Source organism: Actinoplanes auranticolor (assembly GCF_018332655.1).
GTDB classification, from domain to species: Bacteria; Actinomycetota; Actinomycetes; order Mycobacteriales; family Micromonosporaceae; genus Actinoplanes; species Actinoplanes auranticolor.
The window spans coordinates 1-15,328 of record NZ_BOQL01000015.1 but is presented as its reverse complement, the minus strand read 5'-3'; the positions used below and the strand labels follow the sequence as shown (position 1 = coordinate 15,328).

Genomic DNA, 15,328 nt, shown 5'->3' with positions numbered 1-15,328 from the left:
TTCGAATCTTGAAAGACCCGCGAGCGGAGTTCTGATGCTGACGGTCAAGCGCGGTGAGACCGAACTGTTCTTCGACGACAGTGGGTTCGCCGAGCCGCCCTACGTCTACGGGCCGTTGCTCAAGGATCAGGTGTACGAGGAGCCGTTCCTCGAGCACATCCGATCGCTGAACCGCCGCGGCGACTACGTCGACATCGGTGCCCACCTCGGCACCCACACCGTCTGGTTCGCCCAGCTGTGCCCGTCGACCCACGTGCACGCCTTCGAGCCGGTCAACCGGTTCGCCGAGGTCGTCCGGCGTAACATCACCGCGAACGGCCTGACCGACCGCGTGACCCTGCACCAGGTCGGCCTGTCCGACCGCGCCGGGCAGGCCGTCAACCAGCTCTCCCCGGAGCACCAGAAGGGCTTCGTCCCGGATCCGGACTGGGCCAAGGAGCACTTCGAGATCGTCAAGCTCGATGAGGTGCTGCGCCGTCAGCCGGTCGCGGTGATCAAGCTCGACGTCGAGGGCATGGAGGCGGCGGCCCTGCGCGGCGCGCGGCGCGTGCTCTCCCGGTGGCGTCCGCTGATCTACGCCGAGGCGCACAGCCCGGAGCTGGTGGCCGAGATCGAGCAGGTGCTCCGGCCGTACGGCTACCGGGCCACCGGCAAGGTGTTCAACTCCAGCCCCACGTACGAGTTCGCCGCGCCCGCCCGCCGCGGCCGGGAACGCCTTCGGCCGCTGTGGCACCGGCTGCCGGCCGGTTGGCGCCGCAAGCTGGGCCGGACGCTGACCCGGGCGCTGCGGCCGAAGAAGACCTCAGCCTGAGTTCGGGCCGGCGGCTCGCGTGACCGCCGGTTCGAGCAGGGCCAGCGTCCGTTGCTGCGCGTCGAGGGCGACGCGGATGCCGACCGGCATCGGCAGGTTCGCTCCGGCGTGCCCGACCTCGACGTTGCCCAGCACCGGGATGTCCCGGTCGCCGAGCACGTCGAGGACGATCTCGGCCAGGCTCGGGGACGGGTCGGGACCCTCGAGCCCGGCGATCTCGCGGGGCACGCCCACGACCATGCCCGAGATCCGGTCGAGGATGCCGCGGTGCCGCAGCACGTGCAGGTAGCTCCACACGTACGAGGCCAGCCCGCCCATCTCCTCCCAGAACAGCACGGCACCGTCGAAGGCTTCGAGCGGGAGCGCGAAGGGCGTCGCCTGCGACAGCGCGATGCGGTTGATCACGCCGCCGAGGAGCCGGCCCTCGGCCCGCCCGGCCCGCCAGCACTCCCACGACGGGCTCGCGGGTAGCGCACCGATCGCCTCGGTGCTGGTCAGCAACCGGGAGTAGAGCTGCTCGAGCTCGGTCCGGCGGGTCACCGGCGCGGCCTGCCAGTGCCCGCCGAAGCCGGGGGTGGCCATGTCGGCGTGGAATCCGACCAGGCCCGTCTGCGCGTACAGCACCAGATGCAGCAGTGAGATGTCGCTGTAGCCGAGGATCGGCTTGGGGTCGGCCCGGATCGCCTCGACGTCGATCAGGTCGAGGTAGCCGAGCACCGTCTGGCCGCCGTCGTTGGCGACGATCGCGCGTACCTCGGGATCACGCAGCAGCCCGTTGAGCTCCGCGGCGATCTCGGCCGGCGTGGCCGCGCTCCACCAGTGGTGGTGTCCTGTGCGGAGCAGTGGGGCGCGACGTACGCGGAAGCCCATCCGTTCGAGCACGACCACCGTCTGCTCGACATGGGACTCGTAGGCGGCCGGCAGGGGCCCGGACAGCGCCGCGATGACGACGAGATCTCCGGGCCCGAGGGCGCGGGGCCGAAGCAGCTCTGGCAGCGCGGTACTGGTCACCGCCGCAGTGTTCTGGCCGGCGCTCCCACGCGCTACTCAATACTGCTCGACGGCCGGGACGGCCCGTGGGTACGGCGAGGACGAGGAGGTCGCCGGTGACCGGCTTGCCGGGCTCGCAGGTGGTGACCACCTCGACGGTGTTACCGCCCTGGGTGACCGGGCCGGCGATGGCCGGGGGAAGGCGGGGGACCGGTGCGGGTAGCGGCCGCCCGGGGCTACGGCCGGGGCGGTGGCCGGCCATCGGTGCCGGCCGAGCGGGTCAGCCAGATCGCGGCGCTCACGCCGGCCACACTCATCGCGATCAGGGCCAGGCCCGGGCTGCGTAGCAGAACCGCCAGGCCCATGACGAGCGCGGCCGCGACCAGCCACCCGCGTGCGGTCATGCCGGGCCGCTCGCGGGGGCCGCGCGGCGGCACGCGGCCGAGCCGCTCGGCGAACCCGGGGTCCTCGAACCGCAGCTCGTTCTCGATCTCCGTCAATCTGCGCCGTTCGGCGTCGCTGAGCATGTCTGCCTCCTCTCCGCGTCGCGGGCCGCGGGAACCACCATCACCGGGCACGCGGCGTGCTCGATCAGATTCCGGGACGTCGAGCCCATCACCAGCCCCCGGAAACCGCCCAGTCCTCGCGGGCCGACGACCAGCAGGCCGGCCGAGGTGCGGCGGGCGAAGACGATCAACGCGGACGCCGCGGAGTCACCCGGCACGACCTCGGTGCGGTACTTGACGTCCGGATACCGCGCACCGGCACCGAGCGCGCCCGCGTCGCCTGCCGCCGCCCAGAAGTCGGGATTGCCGGTCACCATGGCGCCCGCGGAGCTCTTTCCGGCCGGACCGTGGTGGGCCAGGATCAGCTCGACGTCGCGAAGTTGCGCCTCGGCGAACGCGACCTCAGCGGCCCGGTTGGCCGCCGGCGAACCATCGGTGCCGAGCACGACGGGCGCGCCCTCCGGCGGCGGGTCGCCGCGTACCACCACGACCGGGCCGCGAGCATGGGCGGCGACCTGGGCGGCCACCGAGCCGAGCAGGAGCCCGGCGAACCCGCCCAGGCCGCGATGGCCGAGGACGAGCAGCTGAGCTTCGCGCGCGGCCTCGATGAGCACCGCGCCGGGTGACCCGTCGATCAGGCGGGTGGTCACCGCCAGCTGAGGATGACCGGCCCGCAGCTGCTGCGCGGTCCGGGCCAGGAGATCCAGCATCGCCGCCCGGGGTCCCTGACCGTGCTCGTCGTACGGGGCATGGAACGGCGGCAGGATCACCGGCCGGCCGAAAGCATGCACCACGCGCAGACCGCACCCGCGCCGCAGCGCCTCCCGGGCCCCGTAGCCGACGGCCGACAGCGCATGCGCCGAACCGTCGAATCCGACAACCACCGGCGCGACGTCGCGCGCCGGTAGCGGTGTTGGCCGCTCTGCAGAGGGGTGCATGGTGATCCTTCCTGTATGGATCCTGCGGCCGGGCCGCCGCGCAGCCGCCTCTCCCCACTATCGGCGGGCTCGCGATCGGCTGACAGGGCCCGCGGCGGACAACTCGGCGGCCGGGGATTGCCGGTCGCGAGCAACGACGCGGCGCACCGGGCGGACGGTCACGAGCGGGCCAGGAAGACGATCGTGGTGCTGAAGGTGGTGCCGTCGGCCTGGATCGCGTAGCAGCCCGGGCCGCTGACCGTGGTCGTGCCCGGCAGGTCTCCCGGGTCGTTCTCGATGACGGCGTAGTGGCCGCCGTCGCGGTCCTCCCCGGTGTAGGAGAAGGCGCTCAGAGCTGTTCCCGGGCCGTCGATGCGCCCGGCCCGGATCAGGACGGGTCCCCGATATCCGGCGCTGGTCCAGCGGACCTTCACCTCGTAGGTGCCGTCGGGGTGGCGGTCGGCGGGCCGCAGCCGCAGGACCGTGCCCGGATGCCCGAAGTAGTAGGCCACCGGGTGCACCGGCCCGTCGCCGAGCACCGGCTCGCCGGGCGGGCTCGCGGGCGTCGGCGGGGTCACCGGGCACGGCGTCCCGGCGGCGATGGCCGGCAGCCGCAGGGGCGGCGGCGCCCAGGCAGCGGACACCGACGGCGCGGGCCGGGGAACCGTGGCGTCGCAGGCAGCCACGAGAGCCAGGAGTGCCACCGCCGGGATCCACCGTCTCATCAGCCCACTATCGGCCGTCCTGTCCAGCCCGGACCGGTTCGATCATGACGGGATGCTGCGGTGCTCAGACGGTGGTGGCCTGCCGGATGAGGTCGGTGACCTCGGCCGGGTGGGAGGCGAAGACCGCGTGGGAGGCGCCGTCGATGCTGACGGTGTGGCCCTTGGCGCGTTCGGCCATGAAGTGGTGCGCGGCGGCCGGGATGTTCTTGTCCGCCTCGGCGATCAGGAAGAAGCTGGGGATCGTCGTCCACCCCTGCTCGCCCTCGGCCGGCTCCTGCAGCGCCGCCAGGGTGATCGGTCGCTGGGTGGCGGCCATGATCCGGGTGGTCTCCGGCGGCACGTCGGCGGCGAACTGCTGCTGGTAGAGCTCCTGGGCGACGTACATGTCCTGGTTGCCGTCCGGCAGCGGGACCGGCCGCAGCGTCTCGGCCAGGGTGCTGCCCGGGTACTTGCCCGACAGGGAGGCGGCGCTGTCGCCGGCCTCGGGGGCGAACGCGGCGATGAAGACCAGCGCCTTGACGTTGCTCGCCCCGGCGGCGGCCTTGCTGATCACCAGGCCGCCGTAGGAGTGCCCGACCAGCACGACCGGCCCGTCCATCGTGTCGACCAGCGCCCGGACCTGCGCGGCGTCGTACGCGACCGAGCGCAGCGGGTTGGCCGCGGCGATCACCTGGTGTCCGTCGGCCTGCAGGCGCTGCACGACCGGACCCCAGCCGCCGGATTCCGCGAAAGCGCCGTGGACCAGGACGACGGTGAGCTTCTCTGACATGGCTTCCTCCTCATAGCTGCTGACGCGATCAGTGTGCGACGACCGGGCGGTCACTGGCGCCCGTCAGATCACGGGCGAACTCACTGGTCGCGCTCGGCGGGCGGTCGGACGGATGAACACGAAATCCTGCCCTCCGAGCCCACCACGCGGCAGCCGGGCCACGAGGGTCTACCTTGTCTCGCATGCGTGTGGCACCACCGATACCGCCGACGTCGCCCACCAGCATGCGGTTCTCGTCCGCGCTGCTGTTCGGGGTCGCGGTGCTGTCCCTGATGTCCGCGGCCACCGAGCTGGTGTTCGTCAACACGGACCTGAGCGTCTACCGCGATGCCTACACCGGCGAGACGGGGTCCGGCTCCCGCAGCATCGTCAGCGCCACGCTCGACATCCTCTTCGCCGGCGGAGCCGCCCTGCTGGCCGTGCTCAACGGCCACGGCCGCAAGAACGCCCGGGTGACCACGTACGTGCTCGGCGGGATCTTCCTGCTGTGCGGCGGGCTCGGCAACCTGTCGGACCCCTTGCACGCGCCGTCGGAGTCCGCCGGCGCGGGCACGGTCGCGCAGGTCATGCCGGCCGTGTACGGCCTCACCGCGGGCCTGCTCGACGCGCTGACGGCCCTGGCCGCGCTGACGGCCCTCGTCCTGCTCGCGGTGCCACCCTCCAACCGCTTCTTCGAGGCCTGCCACCGCAACCGGTACGTCCTGATCGTCTCCCCGCAACCGCACCCCGGCTACGACACGGGCGGCACGGGCACCCCGCACCCCGGCTATGACATGGGCACACCGCACCCGTTCGGCATTCCCGCCCAGCGTGAGCTGCCACCGCACACCGGCAGCATCCCGGCGATCGACCCCTGGGCCGAAGCGGACAGCCGGCCCCCCTCCGGTGACCGACCCGATCACCCCTGATCAGCGCTCGGAGCCGCCGACCGGCAACAGCGCGCAGCACCCGGACGCCTGCGGCGTTGCGCCCGGCGTAGTCGATGAGGGCGCTCTTGCCGACGTCCGGGGGAGTCGCCGCCGGTCCGGTCAGCCGTCGCCCAGGGTGATCCGGAAGATCCTCTCGTTGCTGTTGCGCGGGACGCTGTCCTTGTCGCCGCGGGTGCTGGTGGTCAGCCACAGGCCGCCGTCGATGGTGGGCTCGACCGTGCGGAGCCGGCCGTACGTGCCCGCGTAGTACTGCTGCATCCCGGTCAGCCGATCGCCGTCGATCGCCGCGCGGTACAGCCGGGTGCCGCGCAGGCAGGCGATGTACATGACGTCGCGGACGATGGCGATGCCGCTGCACGAGGCCGCCGCCACCGGATAGGTCTGCGCCGGGGCGATGAAGTCCTCGGTGGCGCAGGCGTCGCCGACCGTTCCCTCGCAGGCCGGCCAGCCGTAGTTGCCGCCCTTGACGATGAGGTTGGTCTCGTCCGCCACGTTGTTGCCGAACTCCTGCTCCCACAGCCGGCCCTGCGAGTCGAAGGCCAGGCCCTGCGGGTTGCGGTGACCGTAGCTCCACACGTAGCTGCCCGGGAACGGGTTGTCGTCCGGGACGGTGCCGTCCGGGTTGGTCCGCAGCACCTTGCCGCCGAGACTGGCGAGATCCTGGGCCTGGTCGGGATCCTGACCGTCGCCGGCGGCCGCGTAGAGCTTGCCGTCCGGGCCGAACCGCAGGCGGCCGCCGTTGTGGTACTTGTTGCGGGGGATCCCGGTCACCAGGATCTCCCGGGACTCGGTGCGCAGGGTGCCGTCGTACTGGAAGCGGACGATGCGGTTGTCCGTCGCCGTGGTGTGGTAGACGTACAGCCAGCGATCGGTGGCGAAGCTGGGGGAGACCGCCAGGCCGAGCACGCCGCCCTCGCCGTCGGTGCCGGCCGCGTCCGGGACCTTGCCGATGCTGCGCTTGCCCGTGCCGTCGGCAGCCATCGCCTGGATGGTGAACAGGTCGCGCTGGCCGTAGAGCACCGTGCCGTCCGGCAGTTGCACCAGGCCCCAGGGCAGGTCGCGTTCCGTGGTCACCTGGGTGATGCCGCACACGGCCGCGCAGGACGCCTCGGTGCGGACCCGGACCGGGTCGCTCGGCGGCGAGGTGTTGCCCTGCGCATCGCGCGCGATCACCGCGTACGCGTAGTCGGTGTCGGCGGTCAGGCCCACGTCGGTGAAGGTGGTGGCCGGGGGATTGGCGGCCGAGCCGGTGAGCCCGCCGACCTTGACGCCGTCACGCAGCACGTCGTAGCCGGTGACGGCGACATCGTCGGTCGCGGGCGACCACCGCAACGTCACCGCCGTGCCCACAGCGCTGCCGGTGAGCCCGGCCGGGGTGCTGGGGGCGGTGGTGTCCGGCGCACAGAAGGGCGGGGTGACCGACACCGTGTTGCTGGCCTGGGAGACGTTGCCGGCGGCGTCGCGGGCGTTGACGTAGAAGCCCCACCGGGCGCCGGGGACCACGCCGACGGTGACGGTCCGGACCTCCGCGGGGGTGGAGCTCATCGCCTGGCCGTCGTGGTAGAGGTCGTAGAACGCGACGCCGGTGTCGTCGGTGGACGCCGACCAGGTCAGCGTGACCGAGGAGCAGCTGAGGTCACTGGCCACCAGGCCGGTCGGGGCGGTCGGCGGCCGGGTGTCGGCCGCGGCGGCCCGGACCGGGGATCCGACGGCCACCGGTACGGCGATCAGGACAGCAACCAGGGCGGAAAGAGCGCGCGGTGCGGACATCGATGGACCCTTCGAACAACGGGGTGGTCAGTACGGGTAGCCGGGTACGCCGAGGTGCACGCTGTACAGGCCGGAGTCACCCGTCCGTCCGGAGGTGATGAACAGCGTCTGCCGGTCGGTGCCGCCGAAGGCCACGTTCGTCGTGCCCGCTCCGGAGGCGACGGTGCCGAGCTTGACGCCGGTGGGGCTGAAGACGTGGACGAGCCCGTCGGTGCCGGAGGCCCAGTAGACGTTGCCGGCGCAGTCGATGGTGCCGCCGTCGGGTCCCGCGATCGAGGCGAACAGCGTCCGGGGGCCGGTGCTGCCGTCCGCCCGTACGGGATAGCTGTAGATCTTGTTCTCGCCGTAGGCGCCGACGTAGAGCGTGCCGCCGTCGGGGGACAGCGCGATGCCGTTGGGCTGCCGCAGGCCGTCGTCGACCAGCGTGACCGTGCTGCCGGAGACGCGGAAGACGCTGGTCCGGCCGTTCATGGCGTCGGCTCGCCGGCCGCGCTGGAAATCGGGATCGGTGAAGTAGACGACGCCGTCGGAGCGCACCGTCACGTCGTTCGGCGAGTTGAACGCCGCTCCCTGGAAGGTGGCGGCCACCGTTTGCCGGGAGAGATCGGCGAGCTGATAGCGGGAGACGCTGCGCTGGTCGTGCGTGGCCGCGACGATCGACGTCCCGTCCGGGGACAGGGCCAGCCCGTTGCTGCCGGACTCGGCGACAACCGTCTCGACCGTCGCCGGACCCGGGGTGTACCGCAGCATGGTCGACGGTTGCACACGCTGCGGGCCGGTCGCCGCGCGCATGTCGGACATCAGCAGGTAGCCGGGATCGGCCACCCAGACCGGGCCCTCGAGGAACGTGCGGGCGCCGAAGAGTCGCGAAGCGGTGGTCGTCGGCGAGGCGAGCGGGGGACCGTGCTCCGTATCGACCGGGCAGACCCCGGGCGGGGCGCCGGGCGGAAGGTCAGCGGCGTGGGCCACCGTCGCTGCTGTCGTGCCGGCGACCAGTAGCAGGCCGGCCGTGCTCACGGCCACCAACGCACTCCGCGTCTTCATGCGCATCCTCGGGGTCAGACATCGACAACGATCGAACGATAGCCCACCGGTCAGAAATCCACCAAACGGCGACAATGACCCGAAAACTGGCACGAAAAAATGTTACGCGGAGGTGCCCGTCCGAGTCGGTGACCGCGCCGCGCGCACCCGATCCGACCGCGGTCGCGGGCGGCCGGGCATAGTGGTGCGATGCAGCCCCGCCCTCCGCGAATCTTCTCGGCCGACGACATCCTGGCCGGCCGGGTGTCGCTCGACGGTTACCCGTTCCGGTACATCTACGTGACACCGTCGGCGGCGTCGTTGTTCTCCGGCGGTGCGGGATTCCGGCTCAAGACCGGCAACAACGGCCCGCCCGACCAGATGCTGTCGGCGGTGGAGCTGCTGGAGACCCGCGGGTGGGAAGTGGTGACCGTGGACGTGGGCGCCCAGGCCACCTGCATGCGGCGGATCCGGACCTGACCTCAGCCGCGCCGGCGACGCCTGCGCATCGTCAGCACGAGCACGACCACGGCTGCCACCACGAAGCCGGCGGCCACCGCGGCCAGCGCCACGCCGTAGCGGGCGAGCAGGCCGTCGCTGTCCGGCGGTCCGGGATCGCCCAGCGGGTTCGCCGTGACCGCGGGACGATCGGTCGTCAGTGCGGCGTCGGCGTCGACCACGCCGGCCCCGTACGTCGAGTCCGGGCCCGGCGGGCCGGCATCGGTTGCCGTGCCCAGCAACCGGTCGATCACCGACGCGGCGTTGAGCTCGGGATGGCGCGCGCGGACGAGCGCGACGACGCCCGCGGTGATGGCGCACGCCTGGAGGTCGCCCTGCGCGGCGATCGGCCCGTACGGCCGCCCGCTCGAGCGTTCGCCGGTGAGCCCGACCAGTCCCAGTGTCGCGCCGGGCGCGGACAGGTCGATCCGGCTCCCGAACGAAGCTGTGCCGTCGCGCTCCGTCTCGTCGGTGACACCACCGACGACCAGCACGCCGGTGGTGGCCCCCTCGGGCAGGCGGTCGGCCCGGCGCGCGTCCACGATGACAACGACGTCCTTGGCCAGCGCATAGTTGATGCCGTCGATGCGTTCGGTGTCGTCGTCCACGGTGAATCCGCCGGACATGTCGATGACCTTCGCGCCCCGGTCGACGAGCCAGCGCAGCGCCTGCGACACCTTCTCCGCACCGACCGGTCCGTTGATCGGCTGGATCGCGGCTCCCGGGGCCACGCCGAGCGGACCGGTGCCGCCGCGGGCGACGACCAGTCCGGTCAGCCCGGTGCCGATCGCCCGCGCGGCGGCGGATTCGGCGCCGGCCGGGCGCGGCTTGATGTCGCCGCCGGAGCCGACGTACTGCGCGGGCCGGACCCGGCCGGCGAGGTCGGGGTCGCCGGTGTCCACCGCCGACTGGAACATCCCGACCAGCACGCCCTGGCCCGTGGTGAGGGCGTGGGCCTGCGGGATGCCGATGCGATCCAGATACCACTGCTGATCACGGGGCGGCGCGGCGGCGGCCGGACCGCCCAGGGTGAGAGCGGCGCCGGCCGCGAGCAGGGCCGCCGCGAACCGCTGGGACATCGCCATCAGCGGTTGACCGCCTGCGGCCATTTCCCGCCCGGGAAGACGTCGTTGTTGTTGACGATGATCTTTGCCTGGCTGAGCCCGCTGACGCTGTCGGCCATGTGCTTGGTGGCTTCCTTGAGGATCTCCAGCACCGCCCCGAGACAGTCGGCGACTGCCGCCGCGATCGTGTCGATGGCCTCCAGGACGCCGATCACCGACCACAGCTCGATGGCCGCCTCGACGATGGCCTCGATCAGATCGATGACCGGCTGGGTGAGGTCGACCAGGAACTTGGCGTTGAGTGCGGCGATGTCCACGAGCCACTGCCCGGTGTCCTTGACCACGTTGGTCGTTCCCTGCAGGCCTTTCTCCTGGCCCCAGCGCTTCTCCAGGTAGGCCCGCCCGGCTTCGCCGCCCCAGGCGTGCAGCGCGTTGGGCTTGATGTCGCGCGCGACGCTGACCGCGCCGCTGAGGTCGGGGAGCACGTTGTCGGTCCAGCCGAAGCCCCGGTCGATCAGGGAGAAGACCGGCACCGACGCGCTGAGGTACTTGCCGACCTCGTCGCCGACCCCCTTCAGGGCGCCGCCCAGCTCGGTGACCTTGCCCTGCACCTTGCGGCCGAACAGGTAGGCGCCGACCGGGGACACGAACGACGCGTCCCGCAGGCAGCTGTTGATCTTGTCGATCAACTTGTCGTACTCGGGGGAGATGCGGTCGATCTCGCCGGTCAGCTTGTCGATCGCCGCCTGCAGCGTCGCGTCGGCGGCGGCCTTGTCACCTGCTGGTGCCATCGGAGTCTCCTTCTGCCCGCTCGCGTCTATTCGCCGTAGATCTTGACGAAGGAGGAGGCGCTGGTGCGGTCGGTGCCGTCGTACAGGTCCCGGGCGATCAGCAGTGCGCCGGCGATCTGGTCGAACTCGGCCTCGGCATCGGTCAGCAGCGTGTTCACCAGATCGAAGATGCCGTCATAGGCGCCGGAGAGCGCGAGCGCGGTCCCCGGATTGCCGCAGAAGAACGCCGTCGGGTTCAACCCCAGCGCGCTGGACTTGTTGCGCAGCGCGAGCATGAGATCGGCCAGATCCGTCCACTTCCTGGCCTCCGCCTCGAACGCGCTGAGGACGACCCTGATCTCTTCGTTGTCTCCGGGCATGTCACCAGCCCTCCGTTTCCCGATCGTCGGCATTGCCGTCCGGCTCGCGCGGCGCCCGCAGCGCCAGCACGGTGTCCTGCTCGAGAGTGCTGATGCGGTCCCGGCTGACCGCGTTCACGACGGCGAGCTCGGCCACGCCGGCGCCCCGGTGCAGCACCGCCACGACGTGGTACGGCCCGTACACGAGCCGTTCCTCCGGGCGCTCGGTCCGCCGCCGGTCCCGCTGGTACTCCCGCTCGTACTGGCGGTTCTCGATGGTCCGCAGCGCGTCGCGCACGTCGTCGAAGGTGGGCATGTGCACGTCCTGCGGTCGCCCGGTGTCACCGGCCGGTGAGCGCAGGCCGCCGGCGGCGGCGTCGTACCGGCCGCGCTCCTCGTCCTCGGCGGCGTCCATCAACGCGACGGCGGCTTCCATGACCTTCGTCATCGTCGCCTGGTAAGCCTCGAACAGCGCCGGACCCAGCGAGGCGGAAGTGTGGCGGACGAACCAGTCGGGGTCGACGCGGACGGACTCCACCTGACCGGCGTTGTCCGCCACCATCGTCACCAGCCCACTGGCGTCGCTGCCGCGATGGCGGTCAGCTGTGCGGGTGGCGGATCGCACGACCCGTTGCAACGACCGGACCGACGAGGCGAGCCGTTCGAGCCTCTCCTCCGGACCATCGGCGTATTCATTGCCCGGCAAAGCGCCCTCCCCCCGTTCCGCGCGTCACGATGGACGCCGGCGACTGCCCCCGTGCAGCGCAGCGACATGGTAGCGGCTTGATCACCGATGGCGTCGCCCCGTGCGGGACCCCGGCGTCCGGGAGTCCGGGATCCGACGTCGGCGCGGCACGGGGCGGCGGGCCGCCCCGTGCCGGAGGTTACGGAAACGCGCTAGTGCCCGCCCACGACGTTGTGGGCGGGCACTAGCGGAATGCGACGGTCAGCGGCGGTTACGGCCGTAGAGGCCGGCCACGAGGCTGACGCCGATCGCGGCGACCACGACCTGGATGAGCAGCTCGATCCAGTCGATGCCGCCGGTGTCGTCGACGCCGAGGGCGGAGGCGATGAAAGTACCGATGATGGCGGCAACGACGCCGATGAGCAGGGTCAGCCAGATCGGGATGTTCTGCCTGCCCGGTACGACCAGGCGCCCGAGCGCGCCGATGATCAGGCCGATGATGATGGCGGTGATGATCCCGGTTACTTCCACGTCAGCTCCTCGATGCGGGGTGGGCAGGCACCAGGTTCCCGCAGGGAGGTGCTGATCAAACCTGGTGCAGGTTCGGATTCAGGATGCGGACGGGTCACGTCGATCAGGTTCGGCCGTAGTGCCGGTGCAGACGGGCGAAGTACTTGTCACCGTCGAACAGGTCGGGATCGTATGGGGGCGCTTCGGCCACCTGTGCGCGGGACCGGTTGACAGTGACCACGTCCCTGCTCACGTGCACGACCGCTTCAGCCGGAATGTACAACGGCATGGCGCCGATGCCGAACAGTCCGCCGTGCTCGACGCGGAGCAGCCGCACCTTCTTCGATTCCGTGTCGATCAGCAGCTCGTCGATCTTGCCGATCTCATGGCCGTCACAATCCACGACTCTGCGTCCGCGGATGTCGTGGTCCGGATCGGACAACAGCTGCTCGCTGTCGCGCAATCGCATCATGGTCGCGAACTGCATGTCCATGGTCGCTCCTTTCTCGGAGTCCCGTCGCCGTACACCAGCAACATTTCAATGCCCGTGTAACGGATTCCCCACGGCGGTATGACAGTTGCATCTCCCCGCATTCGTCACGAGACTGTCACGTTATTTCTGGTCGGCGGCGGTTATTCGAAGGGACACACATCTGGGGAGATCAATGATGACCGTTACCGGAATCATCACCGCACTGATCGTCGGCCTCATCGTCGGTGCACTCGGGCGCCTGGCCGTACCAGGCAGGCAGAACATTCCGATCTGGCTGACCATGCTCATCGGTGTCGTCGCTGCGCTGCTGGGCACCGTTCTCGCCCGGGCCGTCGGCGTCGACACCTCCGGGTTCAGCTTCCTCGAACTGCTGGCGCAGGTGGCGCTGGCCGCCCTGGGCGTGGCCGTGGTCGCCGGCACGGCCGGACGGCGCCATCGGGGCGTGCGCTGACCGCCGGCACCGGCAATCATCGCTCCTCGCCGCCATGGCCGGAGCACCAACCAAGGTGGGCAAGCCGTACCGCCCATCCGCTGTGATCAAGGAGCTGAACCATCTTGTCCATCGTCACGAACCGGCCCGCGCCGGTCCGGCAACCCGGACCGCACCTGTTCGACGCCGAAGGCCCTTTCGTCTCGGTGTATCTGACCACCCGGGGGGCATTGCCCGACGCCGCCGAGCAGGTGGCCCTGCGGTGGCGCAACCTGCGTCGACGACTGGCCGGGCAAGGGGCGCCGGAAACAGCGTTGGCCGCGGTGGATCCGCTGACGGACGGGGCACACCGCGACGGTGATTCTCTCACCGTCATCGCCCATGCCGGTGGTGTGCTCTACCGCGCTCACCTGCCCCGGCCGCCCCGGGAAGACATCGCTGTGCTCTCCGACCTGCCGCATCTGACGCCGTTGCTCGCCACGATGCAGCGCCTCGTCCCGCATGTCGTGGTGGTCACCGACCGGCTGGGCGCCGAGCTGATCGTGGTGCAACCCGACGACGCCGACCGGCGGGTGTCCGTGGAAGGCGAGGATCTGCACGTCACCCGGTCCGCGCCGGGTGGCTGGTCGCAAAGGCGTTTCCAGCAACGGGCGGAGAACCGCTGGGATGCCAACGCCCGTGAGGTCGCCGACGCACTGACGCGTCTGGTCGACGCCCATCAGCCGGGCCTGGTCGTCATCAGCGGTGACGTCCGGGCGGTCCAGTTCCTCCGCGACCAGCTGCCGGTCCGGGTGAGCGACCTGGTGTCCGAGGTGCAGGGCGACTACGGCGACCTCGAGGAGGCGCTGCGGCGCGCCCAAGACCTCGTCGCCGCCGAGGCCGACGCCGAGACCGGCGAAGCGCTGCGAGCCCTGGCCCGCGAACAGGGACAGGGCAACCTCGCCACCACCGGAGCCGACGTCACCCTGCAGGCGCTGGGCCGCGGGCAGGCCGACACCGTGCTGCTCGACCCCACGAGGACGGCTGGACGCCGGGCATTCTTCGACCCGGCAACGGCCGGCGCCGCTCTGCGGTCCGATCACCTGATCGCACGCGGCGTACCGGAACCACGGTCCGCGGCGCTGGAAGACGTCGTCGTCCGCGCCGCGCTGAGCACCGGCGCCGCGGTACGGATCGTGCCGGCGGACACGCCCGCCCTGGCCGTGGACGGCGTCGCCGCGTTGTTGCGCTACCGCTGAGCCCTCCCACCGCCGAGACGAGGCCGGAGTCACCAGCGCCCTGGCGACACGTGCGCTCCCGCCGGCCGGGGGCATGGCGAACCACGCGCAAGGAAAGAAATTTACGCCGGCCACATGTGCGTTGCTCCCCGGAATCATGACGATCTCATGACAGTGACGGTCAATGATGAGATTCAATACGGCCGGCGGAAACTCCGGTGGTTGAATCGGCGCGGCCGTGTCACGATCGAAGTATGGATGTGGTGTTGTGGGTTGTTGTCGCTGCGGTACTCGCCGTCGCGGAAATCTTCACGGCCACTCTCTTTCTCATCATGTTCTCGGCGGGTGCGCTGGCGGCCGCTGCCGCGGCCGCACTCGGTGCGCCTGTGCCCCTGCAGGCCGGTGTGTTCGTCGCGGTGTCGGCGCTGACCCTCGCGGCTGCTCGACCAGCCCTGCGTCGCCATCTGAGCAGGCCCGGCCCGGTCGGTCTGGGCATGGAGGCGATGCAGGGCGCCGCCGCGGTCGTCGTGGAGCAGGTGGACGCGGAGCACGGCATGGTGAAGATCGACGGCGAGCTGTGGCAGGCGCGTTCTCTGGAGAGTGCCGTCACGTACCCTCCCGGCGAGCGAGTCAGGATTGCCGAGATCAATGCAGGAACAGCGGTGGTCTGGCGGGACGACCTGTCTGACATGACCGATTTCCAGGCCTAGCCTGTGCTCCAACTGAGAAAAGGTGGTTCACGCACATGGATGCCGTCGCCGGTATCATCATTGCTGTTGTTCTCTTGTTTGCCGTCATCGTCCTCGTGAAGGCTGTCCGGATCGTTCCGCAGCAGCGGCATGATGTGGTGGAGCGGCTGGGT

19 protein-coding genes are annotated in these 15,328 nt (G+C 70.9%); 6 read left to right on the top strand and 13 right to left on the bottom strand.

Features of this window, described 5'->3' with window-relative positions; genetic code table 11:
- Positions 1-34: 34 nt before the first annotated feature.
- Positions 35-811: an FkbM family methyltransferase gene (locus tag Aau02nite_RS07220; protein ID WP_212987530.1), complete on the top strand. Its 777-nt coding sequence runs from the start codon at positions 35-37 to the stop codon at positions 809-811.
- On the opposite strand, the gene Aau02nite_RS07215 is transcribed toward Aau02nite_RS07220, so the two are convergent.
- From Aau02nite_RS07215 to Aau02nite_RS07195, 5 genes are all read right to left on the bottom strand, one after another.
- The gene (locus Aau02nite_RS07215; protein ID WP_212987529.1) at positions 803-1,822 is read right to left on the bottom strand and encodes a S66 peptidase family protein; all 1,020 of its coding nucleotides are present in this window, start codon (positions 1,820-1,822) and stop codon (positions 803-805) included. The genes Aau02nite_RS07220 and Aau02nite_RS07215 overlap by 9 nt on opposite strands.
- A 215-nt stretch (positions 1,823-2,037) precedes the next feature.
- On the bottom strand, positions 2,038-2,328 hold the full coding sequence (locus Aau02nite_RS07210; protein WP_212987528.1) for a DUF3040 domain-containing protein: 291 nt from the start codon (positions 2,326-2,328) through the stop codon (positions 2,038-2,040).
- A complete protein-coding gene (locus tag Aau02nite_RS07205; RefSeq protein ID WP_212987527.1) occupies positions 2,298-3,191 on the bottom strand; it encodes a universal stress protein in 894 nt (297 codons plus the stop codon). Before Aau02nite_RS07205 ends, Aau02nite_RS07210 begins: the two co-directional genes overlap by 31 nt.
- A 212-nt stretch (positions 3,192-3,403) precedes the next feature.
- Positions 3,404-3,949: a hypothetical protein gene (locus Aau02nite_RS07200; RefSeq protein ID WP_212987526.1), complete on the bottom strand. Its 546-nt coding sequence runs from the start codon at positions 3,947-3,949 to the stop codon at positions 3,404-3,406.
- Between the two features lie 64 nt (positions 3,950-4,013).
- Positions 4,014-4,718 carry an alpha/beta fold hydrolase gene (locus tag Aau02nite_RS07195; protein ID WP_212987525.1) on the bottom strand — a complete coding sequence of 235 codons (705 nt, stop codon included), beginning with the start codon at positions 4,716-4,718 and terminating at the stop codon, positions 4,014-4,016.
- A gap of 182 nt (positions 4,719-4,900) precedes the next feature.
- On the opposite strand from Aau02nite_RS07195, the gene Aau02nite_RS07190 reads away from it, so the two are divergent.
- On the top strand, positions 4,901-5,626 hold the full coding sequence (locus Aau02nite_RS07190) for a hypothetical protein (RefSeq protein WP_212987524.1): 726 nt from the start codon (positions 4,901-4,903) through the stop codon (positions 5,624-5,626).
- 120 nt (positions 5,627-5,746) lie between these two features.
- Here the strand turns inward: Aau02nite_RS07190 and Aau02nite_RS07185 are convergent, their stop codons facing one another.
- Positions 5,747-7,417 carry a PQQ-dependent sugar dehydrogenase gene (locus Aau02nite_RS07185; protein ID WP_212987523.1) on the bottom strand — a complete coding sequence of 557 codons (1,671 nt, stop codon included), beginning with the start codon at positions 7,415-7,417 and terminating at the stop codon, positions 5,747-5,749.
- 27 nt (positions 7,418-7,444) lie between these two features.
- The gene (locus Aau02nite_RS07180) at positions 7,445-8,461 is read right to left on the bottom strand and encodes an SMP-30/gluconolactonase/LRE family protein (RefSeq protein ID WP_212987522.1); all 1,017 of its coding nucleotides are present in this window, start codon (positions 8,459-8,461) and stop codon (positions 7,445-7,447) included.
- Positions 8,462-8,650: 189 nt separating this feature from the next.
- Between Aau02nite_RS07180 and Aau02nite_RS07175 the strand changes: the two genes are divergently transcribed.
- The gene (locus tag Aau02nite_RS07175; protein WP_212987521.1) at positions 8,651-8,920 is read left to right on the top strand and encodes a hypothetical protein; all 270 of its coding nucleotides are present in this window, start codon (positions 8,651-8,653) and stop codon (positions 8,918-8,920) included.
- A 2-nt stretch (positions 8,921-8,922) separates the two neighbouring features.
- Here the strand turns inward: Aau02nite_RS07175 and Aau02nite_RS07170 are convergent, their stop codons facing one another.
- The 6 genes from Aau02nite_RS07170 to Aau02nite_RS07145 all read right to left on the bottom strand — a co-directional run bounded on the left by Aau02nite_RS07170 (position 8,923) and on the right by Aau02nite_RS07145 (position 12,819).
- On the bottom strand, positions 8,923-10,023 hold the full coding sequence (locus tag Aau02nite_RS07170; protein ID WP_212987520.1) for a S8 family peptidase: 1,101 nt from the start codon (positions 10,021-10,023) through the stop codon (positions 8,923-8,925).
- Positions 10,023-10,793 carry a hypothetical protein gene (locus Aau02nite_RS07165; RefSeq protein WP_212987519.1) on the bottom strand — a complete coding sequence of 257 codons (771 nt, stop codon included), beginning with the start codon at positions 10,791-10,793 and terminating at the stop codon, positions 10,023-10,025. Before Aau02nite_RS07165 ends, Aau02nite_RS07170 begins: the two co-directional genes overlap by 1 nt.
- Before the next feature lie 26 nt (positions 10,794-10,819).
- Complete coding sequence (locus Aau02nite_RS07160; RefSeq protein WP_212987518.1) at positions 10,820-11,152, bottom strand: hypothetical protein; 333 nt, start codon at positions 11,150-11,152, stop codon at positions 10,820-10,822.
- A gap of 1 nt (position 11,153) precedes the next feature.
- The gene (locus tag Aau02nite_RS07155) at positions 11,154-11,699 is read right to left on the bottom strand and encodes a hypothetical protein (protein ID WP_212987517.1); all 546 of its coding nucleotides are present in this window, start codon (positions 11,697-11,699) and stop codon (positions 11,154-11,156) included.
- Positions 11,700-12,077: 378 nt separating this feature from the next.
- A complete protein-coding gene (locus Aau02nite_RS07150; protein ID WP_212987516.1) occupies positions 12,078-12,347 on the bottom strand; it encodes a GlsB/YeaQ/YmgE family stress response membrane protein in 270 nt (89 codons plus the stop codon).
- Between the two features lie 103 nt (positions 12,348-12,450).
- The gene (locus tag Aau02nite_RS07145; RefSeq protein ID WP_212987515.1) at positions 12,451-12,819 is read right to left on the bottom strand and encodes a PRC-barrel domain-containing protein; all 369 of its coding nucleotides are present in this window, start codon (positions 12,817-12,819) and stop codon (positions 12,451-12,453) included.
- A 175-nt stretch (positions 12,820-12,994) separates the two neighbouring features.
- On the opposite strand from Aau02nite_RS07145, the gene Aau02nite_RS07140 reads away from it, so the two are divergent.
- From Aau02nite_RS07140 to Aau02nite_RS07130, 3 genes are all read left to right on the top strand, one after another.
- Entirely contained in the window at positions 12,995-13,270 is a 276-nt protein-coding gene (locus tag Aau02nite_RS07140; protein WP_212987514.1) for a GlsB/YeaQ/YmgE family stress response membrane protein, read from the top strand.
- A 104-nt stretch (positions 13,271-13,374) separates the two neighbouring features.
- Complete coding sequence (locus Aau02nite_RS07135; protein WP_212987513.1) at positions 13,375-14,487, top strand: baeRF2 domain-containing protein; 1,113 nt, start codon at positions 13,375-13,377, stop codon at positions 14,485-14,487.
- A gap of 233 nt (positions 14,488-14,720) precedes the next feature.
- Positions 14,721-15,176 carry an NfeD family protein gene (locus Aau02nite_RS07130; protein ID WP_212987512.1) on the top strand — a complete coding sequence of 152 codons (456 nt, stop codon included), beginning with the start codon at positions 14,721-14,723 and terminating at the stop codon, positions 15,174-15,176.
- Positions 15,177-15,328 lie beyond the last annotated feature (152 nt).

Bases quoted from the DNA above. Each gene is read 5' to 3' on its own strand.
- Aau02nite_RS07210 (WP_212987528.1), bottom strand. From the start codon at position 2,328: ATGCTCAGCGACGCCGAACGGCGCAGATTGACGGAGATCGAGAACGAG.
- Aau02nite_RS07160 (WP_212987518.1), bottom strand. From the start codon at position 11,152: ATGCCCGGAGACAACGAAGAGATCAGGGTCGTCCTCAGCGCGTTCGAG.
- Aau02nite_RS07175 (WP_212987521.1), top strand. From the start codon at position 8,651: ATGCAGCCCCGCCCTCCGCGAATCTTCTCGGCCGACGACATCCTGGCC.
- Aau02nite_RS07140 (WP_212987514.1), top strand. From the start codon at position 12,995: ATGACCGTTACCGGAATCATCACCGCACTGATCGTCGGCCTCATCGTC.
- Aau02nite_RS07145 (WP_212987515.1), bottom strand. From the start codon at position 12,819: ATGGACATGCAGTTCGCGACCATGATGCGATTGCGCGACAGCGAGCAG.
- Aau02nite_RS07200 (WP_212987526.1), bottom strand. From the start codon at position 3,949: ATGAGACGGTGGATCCCGGCGGTGGCACTCCTGGCTCTCGTGGCTGCC.
- Aau02nite_RS07180 (WP_212987522.1), bottom strand. From the start codon at position 8,461: ATGAAGACGCGGAGTGCGTTGGTGGCCGTGAGCACGGCCGGCCTGCTA.
- Aau02nite_RS07195 (WP_212987525.1), bottom strand. From the start codon at position 4,718: ATGTCAGAGAAGCTCACCGTCGTCCTGGTCCACGGCGCTTTCGCGGAA.
- Aau02nite_RS07190 (WP_212987524.1), top strand. From the start codon at position 4,901: ATGCGTGTGGCACCACCGATACCGCCGACGTCGCCCACCAGCATGCGG.
- Aau02nite_RS07170 (WP_212987520.1), bottom strand. From the start codon at position 10,023: ATGGCGATGTCCCAGCGGTTCGCGGCGGCCCTGCTCGCGGCCGGCGCC.
- Aau02nite_RS07220 (WP_212987530.1), top strand. From the start codon at position 35: ATGCTGACGGTCAAGCGCGGTGAGACCGAACTGTTCTTCGACGACAGT.
- Aau02nite_RS07130 (WP_212987512.1), top strand. From the start codon at position 14,721: ATGGATGTGGTGTTGTGGGTTGTTGTCGCTGCGGTACTCGCCGTCGCG.
- Aau02nite_RS07185 (WP_212987523.1), bottom strand. From the start codon at position 7,417: ATGTCCGCACCGCGCGCTCTTTCCGCCCTGGTTGCTGTCCTGATCGCC.
- Aau02nite_RS07165 (WP_212987519.1), bottom strand. From the start codon at position 10,793: ATGGCACCAGCAGGTGACAAGGCCGCCGCCGACGCGACGCTGCAGGCG.